Origin of the sequence: Amycolatopsis ultiminotia (assembly GCF_039536925.1) — a bacterium.
GTDB classification, from domain to species: domain Bacteria; phylum Actinomycetota; class Actinomycetes; order Mycobacteriales; family Pseudonocardiaceae; genus Amycolatopsis; species Amycolatopsis ultiminotia.
Window position 1 is genome coordinate 1 of record NZ_BAAAZN010000013.1, and the last position, 15,738, is coordinate 15,738.

A 15,738-nucleotide genomic window follows, 5' to 3' on the forward strand; every position below is an offset into this window, starting at 1 on the left:
CCCGCGCCCGCGCCCGCGCCCGCAACCGCGCCCGCAACCGCGCCCGCAACCGCGCCCGCGCCCGCAACCGCGCCCGCAACCGCGCCCGCAACCGCCGCGCGGCGCCTGTGGTGGGGCAAAGGCGGGTCGCTGCGGTTTGGGCTGTTCTTCGTGATCGGCATCGGGTGTATTCTGCGTCGCCAGATTAAGGCAGACGCTTGACTTAATCGATGCGGCTTGGTTGCCTGGGACCGGGAAAGCACCGGTGGCGGAGCCGGGGCGAGCGGGAGGTGCCGATGTCGCGGTTCGCGGTGGGCCGGGAAGACCTGGGGTTCGATCCGGACGCGTTGCGCGCGCGTTACCGGGCCGAGCGGGATCGCAGGCTGCGGCCGGACGGGGCCGCGCAGTACCGGCGCGCGGAGGGCGAGTTCGGGTACTACGCCGAGGATCCGTACCGCACCGGGGATTCCGGCCGGGCGCCGGTGCGGGACGCGGCCGAGGCCGTGGTGATCGGGGGCGGGTTCGGCGGGCTGCTGGCGGGCGCGCGGCTGCGGCAGGCCGGGGTGACCGACATCCGGGTGATCGAGAAGGGCGGCGACTTCGGCGGTACCTGGTACTGGAACCGCTATCCGGGCATCCACTGCGACATCGAGTCCTATGTGTACCTTCCGCTGCTGGAGGAACTCGGCTACGTACCGGAGTGGAAGTACTCCCCGGGTGCGGAGATCCGCCGGTACACGCAGTCGATCGGCCGGCACTTCGACCTCTACCGCGGCGCCTGCTTCGGCACCGCGGTCACCGCACTGGACTGGGCGGACGACGCCTGGACCGTGCGCACCGACCGCGGGGACGAGATCCGCGCGCGCTACGTCGTGGTCTCCAACGGCACCCTCGACCGGCCCAAGCTCCCGGGCATTCCCGGTGCGGAGACCTTCGCCGGGCACACCTTCCACACCAGCCGCTGGGACTACGGCTACACCGGCGGCACTGCGGACGGCGGACTGACCGGGCTGGCCGGCAAACGGGTCGCGCTGATCGGCACCGGTGCCACGGCGGTCCAGGTCGTACCGCACCTCGGCCGCGACGCCGGGCACCTGTACGTGTTCCAGCGCACGCCTTCGTCGGTCGACGTGCGCGGAAACCGTCGCACCGATCCCGAATGGGCAGCCTCGCTCGAAACCGGGTGGCAGCGGAAACGGCGGGACAACTTCCTCGAGATCGTCAGCGGCGGACAGGTCGAGCAGGACCTGGTCGCCGACGGCTGGACCGGCAGCGCGCAGCTGCTCCGCAATCTCGTGCCGAGCACCGCGTACGCCGGGCTTTCCGCCGAGGAACGCGACGAGGTCGACGAGCTCGCGGACTTCCGGAAGATGAACGAACTGCGCGCCCGCGTGGACGAGCTGGTGTCCGACCCGGCGACCGCCGAACTGCTGAAACCCTGGTACCGCTACATGTGCAAGCGGCCCACCTTCAGCGACAACTACCTGCAGACGTTCAACCGCCCCAACGTGACCCTCGTGGACACCGCCGACCACGGCGGGGTCGAGCGGATCACCGAAAAGGCCGTGGTGGTCGGCGGGCAGGAGTACCAGGTGGACTGCATCATCTTCGCCACCGGGTTCTCGGTCGGCGCCTCGGACGTGTTCACCGGCAGGCTCCCGGTGCGCGGCCGGGACGGGGAGCTGCTGCTGGACCACTGGCAGGCGGGCCCGCGCACGCTGCACGGGTTCTACAGCCACGGATTCCCCAACCTGTTCCACCTCGGACCGGCACAGAACGCCAGCTCGGTGAACTTCGTGCACGTGCTGGACGAACAGGCGGTCCATGTGGCGCAGGTCGTGGCTGCGGCGAGGGCCCGGCAGGTGCACCGGGTGGAGCCGAGCGTGCAGGCCGAACGACGGTGGGCCGAGACGATCAGGGAGACCTCGCCGGACCGCCGCAGCTTCCAGGAGGAGTGCACGCCCGGCTACTACAACAACGAAGGGCGCCCACGTCCGCGCAGCCACTCCTTCGGCGGGGGTGCGGTGGCGTTCCACGAGCTGCTGCGGCAGTGGCGGGCGGACGGGATGGCCGAGGTGCTGCCGGAATGAGCGGCGCCCGGGTACGGCGCCTCGTCCCGCCGCAGCGGATGGCCGGTTCCAACGGGGTCGCGTTCGGCCCGGACGGACGGCTGCACGTCGCGGAGTACCTGGCAGGCCGGATCAGCGCGGTCGAGGTGGCCACCGGTGAGGTCGAGGTGGTGGTCGGCGAGGACGGGCCGGTGGCGGCGCCGGACGACCTCGCCTTCGGCCCGGACGGTTCGATGTACGTCACCGATCTGGTGCCCGGCCGGGTGTGGCGGCGTGCGCCGGACCTCGGCTGGACGCTGGTCACCGACCGGGTCGCGGTGCCGAACGGCATCGCGTTCGCGGGTGAGCGGCTGTTCGTCAACGAGATGCGGCCCGGCGGACGGTTGCTGGAGGTGTTCCCGGACGGTGGCGAACCGGTCGTGCTCGCCGACGGGCTCGCCATGGGCAATGCGATGCAGCTGGGCCCGGACGGCTTCCTCTACTACCCGCACATGCTGACCGGCCGGGTGTTCCGCGTTCCGCCGGGCGGGGGCACGCCGGAGCTCGTCGCGGACCGGGTGCCCGCACCGGTCGCGGTCCGGTTCGATCGCGGCGGGCTGCTGCTGGTGCTGTCGCACGGGGCCGGCGGAGTGGTGACCCGGATCGACCTGTTCGGCACGGGTGAGCGGACCGCGCAGCCGTGCGGGATCAGCGGGCTGGACAACGCGGCCTTCGACGCGGAGAACCGGATGTTCGTGTCCAGCTACGCGGCCGGCGGGATCGCCGAACTGAGTGCGGACGGCCGCACCAGGGAGCTCGTGCAGCCGGGATTCGCCGGCCCGTTCGGCGTTGCGCTCGACGATGCGGGCAAGGTGCACGCGGCCGATCACTACCGCATCACGTCCCCGTCCGATGGCCGGGTGTCCACAACGGACTTCCAGATCTTCAGCCACGGCATCGTTGCCGATGGCGAAGTCCTGCACGTGACGTCCCAATACGGTGAAGTGCGGACCTACCGTCCGGCGGACGGGCAGACGCGGGTGCGCGCGAAGGGACTGCACCGGCCGGTCGGGGTCGCGGTGCGGGAGGACGGCGCGCTGGTCGTCGCGGAGGCGGGAGCCGGGCGAGTGGTGGCGATCGACGGCATGGACGCGGTGACCGTGCTCGCGGAGGGCTTCACGGAGCCGGTGGACGTCGCGTTCGACGGGTCGCGATGCTACGTGAGCGACCAGGCGGCCGGTGCGGTACTGCGAATCGACGACGGAGAGCGACGCGGAGTGCCGGTGGTGACGGGGTTGGCCGCACCACAGGGGCTCGCCGTGCGCGACGGTGAGCTGATCGTGCTCGAAACCGGGCGCGGACGGCTGCTCGCGGCCGATCCGGGCACCGGGGAGACCCGGGTCGTCGTCGCGGACCTCGCGGTCGGCGGCGAGCGGGAGCCGCCCGCGTTGTTCACCCACGGGCTGCCGGGTGTGCCGCGCCGGTTTGCCGGGATCGCCGTGGGGCCGGATGGAACGTTGTACATTTCCGCAGACGGGGAAGGTTCCGTCGGGCGCGTCGAGGAGGATGCCGCGCCTGCCGGTGCGGCGGGAGAGTGAGGTGGCGGTCATGGCCGGCAAGACCGTGCGGGCGGACCGGGCGAGCGCGACCCGTGAAGCCATCCTCGTCACGGCGGAGCGGCTGTACGCCGAGCACGGGGTGCATGCGGTGTCGAACCGGCACATCAGCGACGCCGCAGGCCAGGGCAACAACACCGCGGTCGGCTACCACTTCGGCACCAAGACCGACCTCGTACGGGCCATCGTGCGCAAGCACTTCGAGCCGATGGAACGGCTGCGCGGCGAACTGCTGGCCGCGATCGTGGGATCGCGCGAGGTACGGGACTGGGTCGCCTGCATCGTGCGGCCCTGCACCGAGCACCTGGCCGAGCTGGGCAGCCCCACCTGGTACGGGCGGTTCATCGCGCAGGTCACGACCGATCCCGCGCTGCGGGAGATCATGGTCGAGGAGTCGATGACCTCGGATGTGCTGATCCGCGTCGTCGAGGGACTGAACCGGTGCCTGCCCGCGCTGCCGCCGGAGGTCCGCGCCGAACGCGGGGACATGTCCACGCAGCTGCTGATCCACCTGACCGCCGCGCGTGAGCGGGCCCTCGCCGAGGGCACCCCGACCCCCCGCGCCAGCTGGCGCGACGCGGCGGACGGCCTGATCGACGCGATCACCGCGATGTGGCTCGCCCCGGTCACCCCGGCGCACTGAGCCCCTTCGCAGGAACAGGTTTCCATTCCGGAAGTCGATCACGGCATGCGGACGGCTTGTCGAAATCAAGAACGTGTTCTAGTTTTGCAGCATGAGGACGGACCTGGGACTCGCCGGCGCGGTGGTGCTGGTGACCGGAGGCGTCCGCGGCGTGGGCCGGGGGATCAGCCGGGTGTTCGCCGCACACGGCGCGCGGGTGGTCGCCTGCGCGCGCCGCGAACCGGAAACACTGCCGGACGGTGTCGTCTTCCGGTCGTGCGACGTGCGGGACGCGGACCGGGTCGCGGAGCTGGCGCAGTGGACGGCCGGTGAGTTCGGACGGCTGGACGTGGTGGTCAACAACGCGGGCGGGAGCCCGTTCTCGCCCGCCGCGGAGGGTTCGCCGCGATTCCACGAGAAGGTCGTCGGGCTGAATCTGCTGGCCCCGCTGCTGGTGGCCCAGCAGGCGAATGCACTGATGCAAGGCCAGGACGGCGGCGGGTCGATCGTGATGATTTCGAGCGTCAGCGGCACCAGGGCGTCGCCGGGGACGGCGGCGTACGGAGCGGCGAAGGCCGGGCTCGACAACCTCACCGCCAGTCTGGCGGTGGAGTGGGCGCCCAAGGTCCGGGTGAACGCGCTGGATGTCGGGATGGTGCGTACCGAGCAGGCGGAGCTGCACTACGGCAGTACCGCCGGGGTCGAGGCGGTGGGGAAGACCGTGCCGCTGGGCAGGCTGGCCGAACCGGAGGAAGTCGGGCAGTGCGCGGCTTTCCTCGCCTCGGGGCTGGCTTCCTACGTCTCGGGTGCGACCTTGCGGGTGCACGGCGGTGGCGAGGTGCCCGCGTTTCTGTCGGCGGCGGATGTACATCGGGAGGGTTCGTGAGCGGGTTGTGCCAAGACCGTGTGGTCATCGTGACCGGCGCGGGGCGCGGGATCGGGCGGGCGCACGCGCTGGCCTTCGCCGCCGAGGGCGCGCGGGTGGTGGTCAACGACGTCGGGGTCGCGCTGGACGGTTCGGCGACCGGCGAAGGTCCTGCCGACCGGGTGGCGGCGGAAATCGGGGCGCTGGGCGGGAAAGCGGTCGCGAACACCGACGACGTGGCCGATTTCGCCGGCGCGGCGAACCTGGTGCAGACGGCGCTCGACAGCTTCGGCGGACTGGACGTGCTGGTCAGCAACGCGGGGTTCGTCCGCGACCGGATGCTGGTGAACCTCGGCGAGGACGAGTGGGACGCGGTGGTCCGGGTGCACCTCAAAGGCCATTTCGCGCCGTTGCGCCATGCCGCGCAGTACTGGCGGGCCGAGGCGAAGGCCGGGCGGACGCGCGACGCGCGTGTGGTCAACACGAGTTCCGGTGCCGGGCTGCTCGGCAGCGTCGGCCAGGCCAACTACTCCGCGGCGAAGGCGGGGATCGCCGGGCTGACCGTGGTCGCGGCGGCCGAACTGGGCCGGTACGGGGTGACGGTGAACGCGATCGCGCCGTCCGCGCGGACGCGGATGACCGAGGAGGTGTTCGCCGGCACCATGGCCCGTCCGGACGACGGATTCGACGCGATGGCACCGGAAAACGTCTCGCCGCTCGTGGTGTGGCTGGGCAGCGGCGAATCCGCCGGCGTGACCGGGCGGGTGTTCGAGGTCGAGGGCGGGAAGGTGTCGCTCGCACAAGCCTGGCGGCACGGGCCCGCGGTGGACAAGGGCGATCGCTGGGAGGCCGCCGAGCTGGGGCCGGTGCTGGAGAAACTCCTCGCCGAGGCGCCGGAACCCGAACCCGTGTACGGGGCGAGCTGATGGGCGTCGAGGTGAGGCGCGACGGGCACGTGGAGCTCGTCACCGTGGATTTCCCGCCGGTGAACGCACTGCCGGTGCAGGGCTGGTTCGAGCTGGCCACCGCGATCACCCGCGCCGGGCAGGACCCGGGCGTGCACGTGGTGGTACTCCGCGCGGAAGGCCGTGGCTTCAACGCCGGCGTGGACATCAAGGAAATCCAGCGCAGCGCGGATTTCCAGGCGATCGTCGGGGCGAACCGGGGCTGCTACGCGGCATTCGGCGCGGTCTACGACTGCGCGGTACCGGTGGTCGCGGCAGTGCACGGGTTCTGCCTCGGCGGCGGGATCGGCCTGGCCGGCAACGCGGATGTGGTGCTGGCCTCCGACGACGCGACCTTCGGCGTCCCGGAAGTCGAACGGGGCGCACTGGGCGCGGCGACGCATCTGGCCAGGCTGGTGCCGCAGCACCTGATGCGCACGCTGTATTTCACCGCGCGGACGATCACCGCGGCGGAACTGCACACGCACGGTTCGGTCTACCAGGTCGTGCCACGCGAAGAGCTCGACGATGCGGCGCTCGCGGTGGCGCGGGACATCGCGGCGAAGGACCCGCGGGTGATCCGGGCGGCGAAAGAGGCGCTGAACGGCATCGACCCGCAGCAGGTGCACCGCAGTTACCGGTTCGAGCAGGGCTTCACCTTCGAGCTGAACCTGCTCGGCGCGTCCGACGAAGCCCGGGAGGAGTTCCTGCATGGCCGATAAGCTGATGACCGTGGACGAGATGGCCGCCGAGGTCCGCGACGGGATGACCGTCGGGATCGGCGGCTGGGGTTCGCGGCGCAAGCCGATGGCGCTCGTGCGGGCGTTGCTGCGCACGCCGGTGAAAGACCTCACGGTCGTGTCGTACGGCGGTCCGGACGTCGGATTGCTGTGCGCGGCGGGAAAAGTCTCGCGGGTGGTGTTCGGTTTCGTGACGCTGGATTCGGTGCCGTTCGACCCGTGGTTCGGGCGGGCCAGGGAAACCGGGGCGATCACCGTGACCGAATACGACGAGGGCATGTTCGGCTCGGCACTGTCCGCGGCCGCGCAACGGCTGCCGTTCCTGCCGACGCGGGCCGGGCTCGGCTCGTCGGTGATGCGGGAGAATCCCGGGCTGCGCACGGTCCGTTCTCCTTACCCCGACGGCGAAGAACTGGTCGCGGTACCGGCGCAGGAGCTCGACGTGGCGCTGGTGCACCTCAACCGCGCCGACATCCGCGGCAACGCCCAGTACCTCGGCCCGGACCCGTATTTCGACGATCTCTTCTGCCTGGCCGCGAAAAAGCGATTCGTGTCGGTGGAAAAAGTGGTCGGCACCGCCGAGCTGACCGCGGCCGGGCCGGTGCAGTCGCTGCTGCTCAACCGCGGCAGCGTGGACGGTGTGGCGGAGGCCGCCCGTGGTGCGCACTTCACCACCGCGGTGCCGGATTACGGGCGCGACGAACGGTTCCAGCGGCACTACGCGGCCTGCGCCAAGGACCCGGACGCATGGCCGGGATTCGTGGACCGGTTCCTCTCCGGCGGTGAACGCGCTTATCTGTCCGAAGTGGACAAATTCGAGGCGGAGGCGGCCTGATGTTTCTGTCGAGGTGTTCGGGACGAGCGGGGCCACCCCCGGAAGGCAGGGCCGGATGAACGCGAGCAGGGCCGAGGTCGCGGTGGTGGCGGTGGCCGAGTTGTTCCGCGGCGACGGGGAGATCGTGGCCAGTCCGATGGGGCTGATCCCGTCGCTCGGCGCGCGGCTGGCGCGGCTGAGTTTCGAACCGGATCTGCTGTTGTCCGACGGCGAGGCGTACCTGCTCGACGCCGAGGGCACGGTGGAAGGGTGGCAGCCGTTCCGCAAGATGCTGGACACCGTCGTGCCGCACGGACGGCGGCACGTGGTGATGGGCGCGAACCAGATCGACCGGTACGGCAACCAGAACATTTCTGCGATCGGTGCCCACGCGCAGCCGGTCAAGCAGCTGCTGGGCGTGCGCGGCGCACCGGGCAACACCGCCAACCACCGCACCAGCTACTGGGTGCCCCGGCACAGCAAGCGGGTGTTCGTCGAGGCGGTGGACGTCGTCTCCGGCGTCGGCTACGACAACGCGGCGAAGGCCGGGTTGCGGTTCCACGACGTGCACCGCGTGGTGACGAACCTGGGTGTGTTCGACTTCGCCGCACCGGAGCACCGGATGCACGCAGTGTCGCTGCACCCCGGCGTCACCCCGGCGGAGGTGGCGGACGCGACGTCGTTCGAGATCGACCTTGCCGGGGCGGGCACCACGCGGGAGCCGTCCGAGCAGGAGCTGCGGCTGATCCGTACCGTGCTCGACCCGAAAGGGCTGCGCGAGAAGGAAGTGCCGGCGTGACCCTGTCCACCGCGTTGACCCGGCTGGTCGGCATCGACCATCCGGTGGTGCAGACGGGGATGGGCTGGGTCGCCGGTCCGCGGCTGGTCTCGGCGACCGCGGAGGCCGGCGGACTGGGCATTCTCGCCTCGGCCACGATGACCTTCGCCGAACTGGCGGCGGCGATCGCGGAGGTCAAGGAGCGCACCGGCCGTCCGTTCGGGGTGAACCTGCGCGCCGACGCCGCGGACGCACCGGACCGGGTGGACCTGCTGATCAAGGAAGGGGTGCGGGTCGCGTCGTTCGCGCTCGCCCCGCGCAAGGAGATGATCGCCAAACTGCGTGACCACGGGGTGGTCGTGATCCCGTCGGTCGGCGCGGCCCGGCACGCGGAGAAGGTCGCGGCATGGGGTGCGGACGCGGTGATCGTGCAAGGCGGCGAAGGCGGCGGCCACACCGGCGGTGTCGCCACCACGCTGCTGCTGCCGTCGGTGCTCGACGCGGTGGACATCCCGGTGGTCGCCGCCGGCGGCTTCTACGACGGACGCGGCCTCGCCGCCGCACTCGCCTACGGCGCGGCCGGAGTCGCGATGGGCACCCGGTTCCTGCTCAGCAAGGAGAGCACCGTCCCGGACGAGGTGAAGCAGCTCTACCTGACCCACGAGCTGACCGGCACCGTGGTGACCCACCGGGTGGACGGCCTGCCGCACCGGGTCCTGCGCACCGGTCTCGTCGACCGGCTCGAATCGGCGGGACGTGCCCGCGGCCTGCTCGCAGCGGCCCGCAACGCGGCCCGGTTCCGCCGGATCACCGGGCTGTCGCTGTCCTCGCTGCTGCGCGAGGGCTGGGCGATGAAGCATCGCAACGGGTTGAGCTGGAGCCAGGTCGTGATGGCCGCGAACACCCCGATGCTGCTGCGCGCCGGGCTGGTCGAGGGCCGCACCGACGCGGGGGTGCTCGCGTCCGGGCAGGTCGTCGGCCTGATCCGCGAGCTACCCGGCGTGCCGGAGATCGTGCGGAGTACCGTTGACGAGGCAACGGAAATCCTGCGTCGACTGGGTGCGGACGGAGAAGGACGATCGTGGAGCTGAAGGTCGGGTACAAGGCATCGGCGGAGCAGTTCGGACCGCGCGAGCTGGTGGAGTTCGCGGTGCGGGCGGAGCAGCTGGGGCTGGACTCGGTGTGGGTGTCGGACCACTTCCTGCCGTGGCGGCACGAGGGCGGGCACGCGCCGTGGGCGCTGGCCTGGATGCCCGCGGTCGCCGAGCGGACCAGCCGGGTGCTGATCGGCACCAGTGTGCTCACGCCCACCTTCCGGTACAACCCGGCGGTGATCGCGCAGGCGTTCGCGACCATGGCGCTGCTGTCGGGTGACCGCGTGGTCCTCGGCGTGGGCACCGGCGAGGCGCTGAACGAGATCGCGGTGTCCGGCCGGGAGTGGCCGGAGTTCAAGGAACGCTTCGGCCGGCTGCGCGAGTCGATCCGGCTCATGCGCGAGCTGTGGACGAAGGACGCCGTCGACTTCGAGGGTGACTACTACCAGCTGGTCAACGCGCGGATCTACGACCGGCCGGAGCGTCCGGTGCCGGTGTACGTCGCGGCGGGCGGCCCGGTGGTGGCGAAGTACGCGGGCCGGGCAGGCGACGGGATGATCTGCACCTCGGGCAAGGGCATGGAGCTCTACACCGACAAGCTGATGCCGGCCATGGCCGAGGGTGCGGCCGCCGCGGAGCGCGACGCGGCCGGGGTGGACCGGACGATCGAGATCAAGATGTCCTACGACCGCGACGCCGGCCGGGCACTGGAGAACACCCGTTTCTGGGCGCCGTTGTCGCTGACCGCGGAGCAGAAGCACACCGTCTCCTCGGCCGAGGAGATGGAGCGCCTCGCCGACGAACTGCCGCTGGAGCAGGTGGCGAAGCGCTGGATCGTGGCCTCCGACCCGGACGAGGCGGTGGCGCAGATCAAGCCCTACCTCGACGCGGGCCTGAACCACCTGGTCTTCCACGGCCCCGGCCACGACCAGGAGCGCTACCTGACCCAGTTCGCCGAGGACGTACTGCCGAAGCTGCGCGCGCTCGGCTGAGCGGGTGTGGCGGAACCCGGTGGCCGGGGGAGCGGGTGGTCCGCTTCACGGGCTGGGGCACTGACATACTTCGAAGGCTAACAGTTAGACCCTTGATAGTTAAGGATCTAACTGTTAGCCTTCTTTCATGGCTTCCGCGGAACTCACCGGCACCCTCGAACTGATGCGCTGGGTGGTCTGGGCACAGCGCAAATCCGGCGAGGACCGGATGCGCGAGCGTGCGCTGAGCATCGAACAGGCCTTCGTGCTCGGCTACCTGGCCCGGAATCCCGGTGCGATCCAGCGCGATATCGCGCAGGTGACGCGGACGAGCGCGGCGAGCGTGTCGAGCCTGCTGCAGGGACTCGAACGGCGTGGTCTCGTCGAACGGCGCACCGAGGGTGGCAACGAGCGCAGCAAGCGGGTTCATCCGACACCGGCCGCGGCCGAGCTGATCGACGGGTTCGACACCGCGATGACGGACGTCGAGACGACCATCCTGGCCCCGCTGGAGGAATCCGAGCGGGCCACTCTGCACGCCCTGCTGCGGAAGATCACCGCGGAGCTGCCGCAACCGACCCGGCAGTAAACCGGGCCACACCCCCTTACCGACCGTGCCGGCGTCCGCCGGTGCGTGGTCGAACCTGCCCGGAAAAAGGAGCTGCCATGACCACTCCGGTCACGATCATCGGCGCTGGGCTCGGCGGGCTCACGCTCGCCCGCGTCCTGCACGTGCACGGCGTGCCGGTCACGGTCCACGAGGCGGAAGCGTCGCCGGAGGCCCGTGCGCAGGGCGGAATGCTCGACATCCACGACTACAACGGGCAACTCGCCCTCGATGCGGCCGGCCTGACCGGCGAGTTCGGCCGCATCGTGCTGGACGGCCGCCAGGCAATGCGGGTCCTCGGCGAGGACGGCACCGTGCTGCTCGACCTGCCCGACGACGGTACCGGCGGCCGTCCCGAGGCACAGCGCGGGGAACTGCGGCGGCTGCTGCTCGACTCGCTCCCGGCCGGCACCGTCCACTGGGGACACCGGGTCGCCGGCGTCCGTGCGCTCGGCGGGGGACGGCACGAGGTGACCTTCGCCGAGGGCAGCAGCGTCACGACGAGCTTGCTGGTCGGTGCGGACGGCGCGTGGTCGAAGGTCCGGCCGGCGCTGTCCGATGCGCTGCCCGGATACGTCGGCACGGCCTTCGTCGAGACCTACCTGTACGACGCCGACACCCGGCATCCGGACGCTGCGCAGGCGGTCGGCGGCGGCACGATGGCGGCGCCCGCGAGCAGCCGGGGCAGAGGGATCCAGGCCCACCGCGAACGCGGCGGCACCTTGCACGCGTACGTGACCTTCACCGAATCGCTGGAGTGGTTCGCGGACATCGATTTCACCGAGAGGGCCGCGGCCACCACGCGGATCGCGGCAGAGTTCCCCGGCTGGGCCCCGGAACTGACCGCACTGATCGTGGAAAGCGACACCACGCCGGTCCTGCGGCCGCACTACGCGCTGCCGATCGGGCACCGCTGGGAGAGAGTGCCGGGCGTGACGCTGCTCGGCGACGCCGCACACCTCGCGGCCCCGGACGGCGAAGGCGCCAACTGGGCCATGTACGACGGCGCGGAACTCGGCAAGGCGATCGCCGCGCGCCCCGGCGACGCCGAAGCCGCGCTCACCGAATACGAGCAGGCCATGTTCTCGCGCAGCGCCAAGGCCGCTGCGGAGAGCGCCGAACTGGCCACGGCACTCGCGGACGGCAACCCGGCACAGACCCTGATCGAGCTGTTCAGCGGATTCCGGCAGCGAGCAGACCCGGCATGAACGGAGACGCCCGGATTCTCGTCCACGGCGCACAGCACGGTGGCTGATACCGGCGCAGAACGCTCGGACCGCTGCCCGCGTCGGGCCACGAGGTGCCCGCGATGCCGCGCACCGGCCTCGGCGAACGGACTCATTGCCGGCCGGGGAGGTAAAACCGGGCGTCCGTCCCGGGTGGACGATTCGGGCGGCCGGCGGTATTCCGAGCCGAGCGGAGCGGGCATGACCCGATGACCGGGGCACCCGGGGAGCTGGTCGCCCTGCCGGGCCACGGGTGCACCGAAGCGCAACCGGTCAGAGACGTTCGATGATGGTGACGTTGGCGGTGCCGCCGCCTTCGCACATCGTCTGGAGGCCGTAGCGGCCGCCTCGGCGTTCGAGTTCGTGCAGCAGGGTGGCGAGCAGTTTCGTGCCGGTCGCGCCGATCGGGTGGCCCAGTGCGATGCCGCCGCCGTTCACGTTGACGCGGTCGGGGGCGGCGCCGGTTTCGTCCAGCCAGGCCAGTACGACGCTGGCGAACGCCTCGTTGACCTCGAACAGGTCGATGTCGTCGATGGCCAGTCCGGTCCTGCGCAATGCGTGCGCGGTGGCCGGGATCGGGCCGGTCAGCATCCACACCGGGTCCGCGGCGCGCACCGACAGGTGGTGGATGCGGGCACGCGGGGTCAGCCGGTGCTCCCGGACGAAGCTCTCGGACGCGAGCAGTGCGGCGCTGGCCCCGTCGGAGATCTGGCTGGCCACTGCCGCGGTGAGGCGGGAGCCGTCGGCCAGCGGTTTCAGTCCGCGCATCCGTTCCAAGCTGGTGTCGCGGCGGGGACCCTCGTCCCGGCTCAGCTCGTCGACCGGGACGGTTTCGGCGTCGAACCGGCCGGAGTCGATGGCGGCGACGGCACGCTGGTGACTGCGCAGCGCGTACTCCTCCATCGCCGGGCGTGTGATGTCCCAGTGCGCGGCGATCATGTCCGCGCTGTGGAACTGCGAGATCTCGGTGCTGCCGTAGCGGTCCTGCCAGCCTTTCGAGCCGGAGAACGGATCGTCGAAGCCGTACTCGCGCCCGGCGAGCATGGCGGCGCTGATCGGGATCCGGCTCATGTTCTGCACCCCGCCCGCCACGACCAGGTCCTGCGTGCCGGACAGCACCGCCTGCGCGGCGAAGTGCACGGCCTGCTGGCTGGACCCGCACTGCCGGTCGACGGTCACTCCGGGGACGTGGTCGGGCAGGCCGGCGGCGAGCCACGCGGTGCGCGCGATGTTGCCTGCTTGCGGGCCGAGGGTGTCGGTGCAGCCGAGGATCACGTCGTCCACCAGGCCGGGGTCGACGCCGGTGCGGGTGAGCAGCGCCCGCAGGACGTGCGCGCCGAGGTCCGCGGAATGCCGGCCGGACAGCGCACCGCCCCGCCTGCCCACCGGCGTGCGCACGGCGTCGAGGAGAAAGGCTTCGGGCACAAGGACTCCTAGGGGTGCTGGCTGGAGACGGACACGACCTCACCGGTCAGGTAGCTCGCGTAATCGCTGGCGAGGAAGACCATCACGTTGGCCACCTCCCACGGCTGCGCGGCGCGGCCGAACGCCTCCCGCTGTTCGAGTTCGTGCAGCAGCTGCTCGCTGGTGACCTTCGCGAGGAACGGGTGCATCGCGAGGCTGGGCGCGACCGCGTTGACCCGCACGTGGTGGTCGGCGGCGTCGAGCGCCGAACACCGGGTCAGCGCCATCACCCCTGCCTTCGCCGCCGCGTAGTGCGCCTGACCGGCCTGCGCACGCCAGCCGACCACCGAGGCGTTGTTGACGATCGCCCCGCCACCGCCCTGCGCAACGAACTGCCGGAGCGCGGCACGGGTGCAGCGGAAGGTACCGGTGAGCGTGATGTCGAGGACGCGGGACCATTCGTCGTCGGTCATGTCGAGCACGGAGGCGGTACCGCCGAGACCGGCGTTGTTGATCAGCACGTCGATCCGGCCGAACTGCTCCACCGCGCCGTCGATGAGCGCCTGGACCTGTTCCTCGCGCGTGACGTCGCAGGGCAGGGCGTGCACCTTGCCCGTCTCGGCGAGTTCGGCCGCCTTTTCCGCAAGGCGCCGTTCGTGCCAGTCGCTGACGACCACCTCCGCACCCTCTTCGAGACAGCGTTTCGCCACCGCGGAGCCGATTCCGGTGCCCGCGGCCGCGGTGACCACGACGACCTTGCCTGCCAGCAGGTCGTGCCCTGGCGGGTAGCCGGGAATCGGACGCTGCGAGATCATCCGCGTGCCTCCTTCGGCAGGCCGAGCACGCGCTCGGCGATGATGGTGCGTTCGATTTCGTCCGAGCCGCCGTAGATGGTGTCAGCGCGGGTGAACAGGAACAGCCGCTGCCACTCGTCCAGATCACCGTCGTGGACGAGCGAGCGGGCACCACGGGCCCGCATTGCGAGTTCCCCGAGCCCGCGGTGCCACTGTGCCCACAGGAGCTTGCCGACGGCGACCTCCGGGCCGGCCGGGCCGCCCAGCGTGCGCAGGGCGTGCGCGCGCAGCACCCGCAGCCCGATCCGGGCGCGCGCGAGGTCGGCGCGCAGCAGCGGATCGTCCCAGGTCCCGGTGCGCTGTGCCTCGGCGATGACGGCGTCGAGTTCCCGGCGGAAGCCGATCTGCTGGCCGAGCGTGGACACGCCGCGCTCGAAGCCGAGTGTGGCCATGGCGATCCGCCAGCCGTCGCCGGGCTCGCCGACGATCCGGTCCGCGCCGGTGCGGGCGTTGTCGAAGAAGACCTCGTTGAACTCGCCGGTGCCGGTCAGCTGCCGGATCGGGCGCACCGTGACGCCCTGCTGGCGCAGCGGCACCAGCAGGTAGGACAGCCCGTGGTGGCGCTGCGAGCCGGGTTCGGTGCGCGCCAGCACGAAGCACCAGTCCGCCACGTGCGCCAGCGACGTCCAGACCTTCTGCCCGTTGAGCACCCACTGGCCGCCCTCGCGCGCGGCCGACGTGGACACCGCGGCCAGGTCCGAGCCCGCGTCGGGTTCGGAGTAGCCCTGGCACCACAGCTCCTCGACCGCGGCGATCTTCGGCAGGAAGCGGGCCTGCTGTTCCGGCGTGCCGAATGCGATCAGTGTCGGCCCGAGCAGCTGCTCACCGATGTGGTTCACCCGCGCCGGTGCCCCGGACGCGGCGTACTCCTCGTGGAAGGCGACCTGCTCGGCCAGCGACAGCCCGCGCCCGCCGAACTCCACCGGCCAGCCGGTGCAGGTCCACCCGGCGGCGGCCAGATGCCGTTCCCAGTCCACCCGCAGCTCGAACTCCTCGTGCTCGCGCCCCGGCCCGCCCAGACCGCGCAGCCGGGCGAACTCGCCGGTCAGATTGTCCGCCAGCCAGGCGGCGACGCCGCGGCGGAATCGCCGCAGATCGGGACCGTCGTGCGCCACTGGCTCTCCTCTCAACCGGCTCGGGTGCGCTAGCATAATAAGAACACGTTCTAGTTCCACG

General features: G+C 71.3%; 15 protein-coding genes. 12 read left to right on the forward strand and 3 right to left on the reverse strand.

Going from position 1 to position 15,738, the window contains the following annotated elements; all coding sequences use genetic code 11:
• Positions 1-275: 275 nt before the first annotated feature.
• From ABD793_RS26900 to ABD793_RS26955, 12 genes are all read left to right on the forward strand, one after another.
• Positions 276-2,069: a flavin-containing monooxygenase gene (locus ABD793_RS26900; RefSeq protein WP_344864859.1), complete on the forward strand. Its 1,794-nt coding sequence runs from the start codon at positions 276-278 to the stop codon at positions 2,067-2,069.
• The gene (locus ABD793_RS26905; RefSeq protein ID WP_344864861.1) at positions 2,066-3,625 is read left to right on the forward strand and encodes an outer membrane protein assembly factor BamB family protein; all 1,560 of its coding nucleotides are present in this window, start codon (positions 2,066-2,068) and stop codon (positions 3,623-3,625) included. The genes ABD793_RS26900 and ABD793_RS26905 overlap by 4 nt, the downstream gene beginning before the upstream one ends.
• A 10-nt stretch (positions 3,626-3,635) precedes the next feature.
• Positions 3,636-4,286 carry a TetR/AcrR family transcriptional regulator gene (locus tag ABD793_RS26910; protein ID WP_344864863.1) on the forward strand — a complete coding sequence of 217 codons (651 nt, stop codon included), beginning with the start codon at positions 3,636-3,638 and terminating at the stop codon, positions 4,284-4,286.
• A 91-nt stretch (positions 4,287-4,377) separates the two neighbouring features.
• Positions 4,378-5,151 carry an SDR family oxidoreductase gene (locus ABD793_RS26915; RefSeq protein WP_344864865.1) on the forward strand — a complete coding sequence of 258 codons (774 nt, stop codon included), beginning with the start codon at positions 4,378-4,380 and terminating at the stop codon, positions 5,149-5,151.
• A complete protein-coding gene (locus ABD793_RS26920) occupies positions 5,148-6,056 on the forward strand; it encodes an SDR family oxidoreductase (protein WP_344864867.1) in 909 nt (302 codons plus the stop codon). Before ABD793_RS26915 ends, ABD793_RS26920 begins: the two co-directional genes overlap by 4 nt.
• The gene (locus ABD793_RS26925) at positions 6,056-6,796 is read left to right on the forward strand and encodes an enoyl-CoA hydratase family protein (protein ID WP_344864869.1); all 741 of its coding nucleotides are present in this window, start codon (positions 6,056-6,058) and stop codon (positions 6,794-6,796) included. Before ABD793_RS26920 ends, ABD793_RS26925 begins: the two co-directional genes overlap by 1 nt.
• Positions 6,786-7,649, forward strand: a complete 864-nt coding sequence (locus ABD793_RS26930; RefSeq protein WP_344864871.1) for a CoA transferase subunit A — start codon at positions 6,786-6,788, stop codon at positions 7,647-7,649. The genes ABD793_RS26925 and ABD793_RS26930 overlap by 11 nt, the downstream gene beginning before the upstream one ends.
• 55 nt (positions 7,650-7,704) lie before the next feature.
• Positions 7,705-8,427 carry a CoA-transferase subunit beta gene (locus ABD793_RS26935; protein ID WP_344864873.1) on the forward strand — a complete coding sequence of 241 codons (723 nt, stop codon included), beginning with the start codon at positions 7,705-7,707 and terminating at the stop codon, positions 8,425-8,427.
• Positions 8,428-8,429: 2 nt separating this feature from the next.
• Positions 8,430-9,497: an NAD(P)H-dependent flavin oxidoreductase gene (locus tag ABD793_RS26940; RefSeq protein ID WP_344865364.1), complete on the forward strand. Its 1,068-nt coding sequence runs from the start codon at positions 8,430-8,432 to the stop codon at positions 9,495-9,497.
• Positions 9,488-10,492, forward strand: coding sequence for a glucose-6-phosphate dehydrogenase (coenzyme-F420) (gene fgd / locus ABD793_RS26945; RefSeq protein ID WP_344864875.1), 1,005 nt, complete (start codon positions 9,488-9,490; stop codon positions 10,490-10,492). Before ABD793_RS26940 ends, fgd begins: the two co-directional genes overlap by 10 nt.
• A 127-nt stretch (positions 10,493-10,619) precedes the next feature.
• A complete protein-coding gene (locus ABD793_RS26950) occupies positions 10,620-11,060 on the forward strand; it encodes a MarR family winged helix-turn-helix transcriptional regulator (RefSeq protein ID WP_344864877.1) in 441 nt (146 codons plus the stop codon).
• 77 nt (positions 11,061-11,137) lie between these two features.
• The gene (locus ABD793_RS26955; RefSeq protein WP_344864879.1) at positions 11,138-12,286 is read left to right on the forward strand and encodes an FAD-dependent oxidoreductase; all 1,149 of its coding nucleotides are present in this window, start codon (positions 11,138-11,140) and stop codon (positions 12,284-12,286) included.
• Between the two features lie 291 nt (positions 12,287-12,577).
• Here the strand turns inward: ABD793_RS26955 and ABD793_RS26960 are convergent, their stop codons facing one another.
• The 3 genes from ABD793_RS26960 to ABD793_RS26970 are packed head-to-tail and all read right to left on the reverse strand — an operon-like array spanning position 12,578 to position 15,677.
• On the reverse strand, positions 12,578-13,729 hold the full coding sequence (locus ABD793_RS26960) for an acetyl-CoA C-acetyltransferase (RefSeq protein WP_344864881.1): 1,152 nt from the start codon (positions 13,727-13,729) through the stop codon (positions 12,578-12,580).
• An 8-nt stretch (positions 13,730-13,737) separates the two neighbouring features.
• On the reverse strand, positions 13,738-14,523 hold the full coding sequence (locus ABD793_RS26965; RefSeq protein WP_344864883.1) for an SDR family oxidoreductase: 786 nt from the start codon (positions 14,521-14,523) through the stop codon (positions 13,738-13,740).
• Positions 14,520-15,677, reverse strand: coding sequence for an acyl-CoA dehydrogenase family protein (locus ABD793_RS26970; RefSeq protein WP_425548779.1), 1,158 nt, complete (start codon positions 15,675-15,677; stop codon positions 14,520-14,522). The genes ABD793_RS26965 and ABD793_RS26970 overlap by 4 nt, the downstream gene beginning before the upstream one ends.
• Positions 15,678-15,738: the final 61 nt, after the last annotated feature.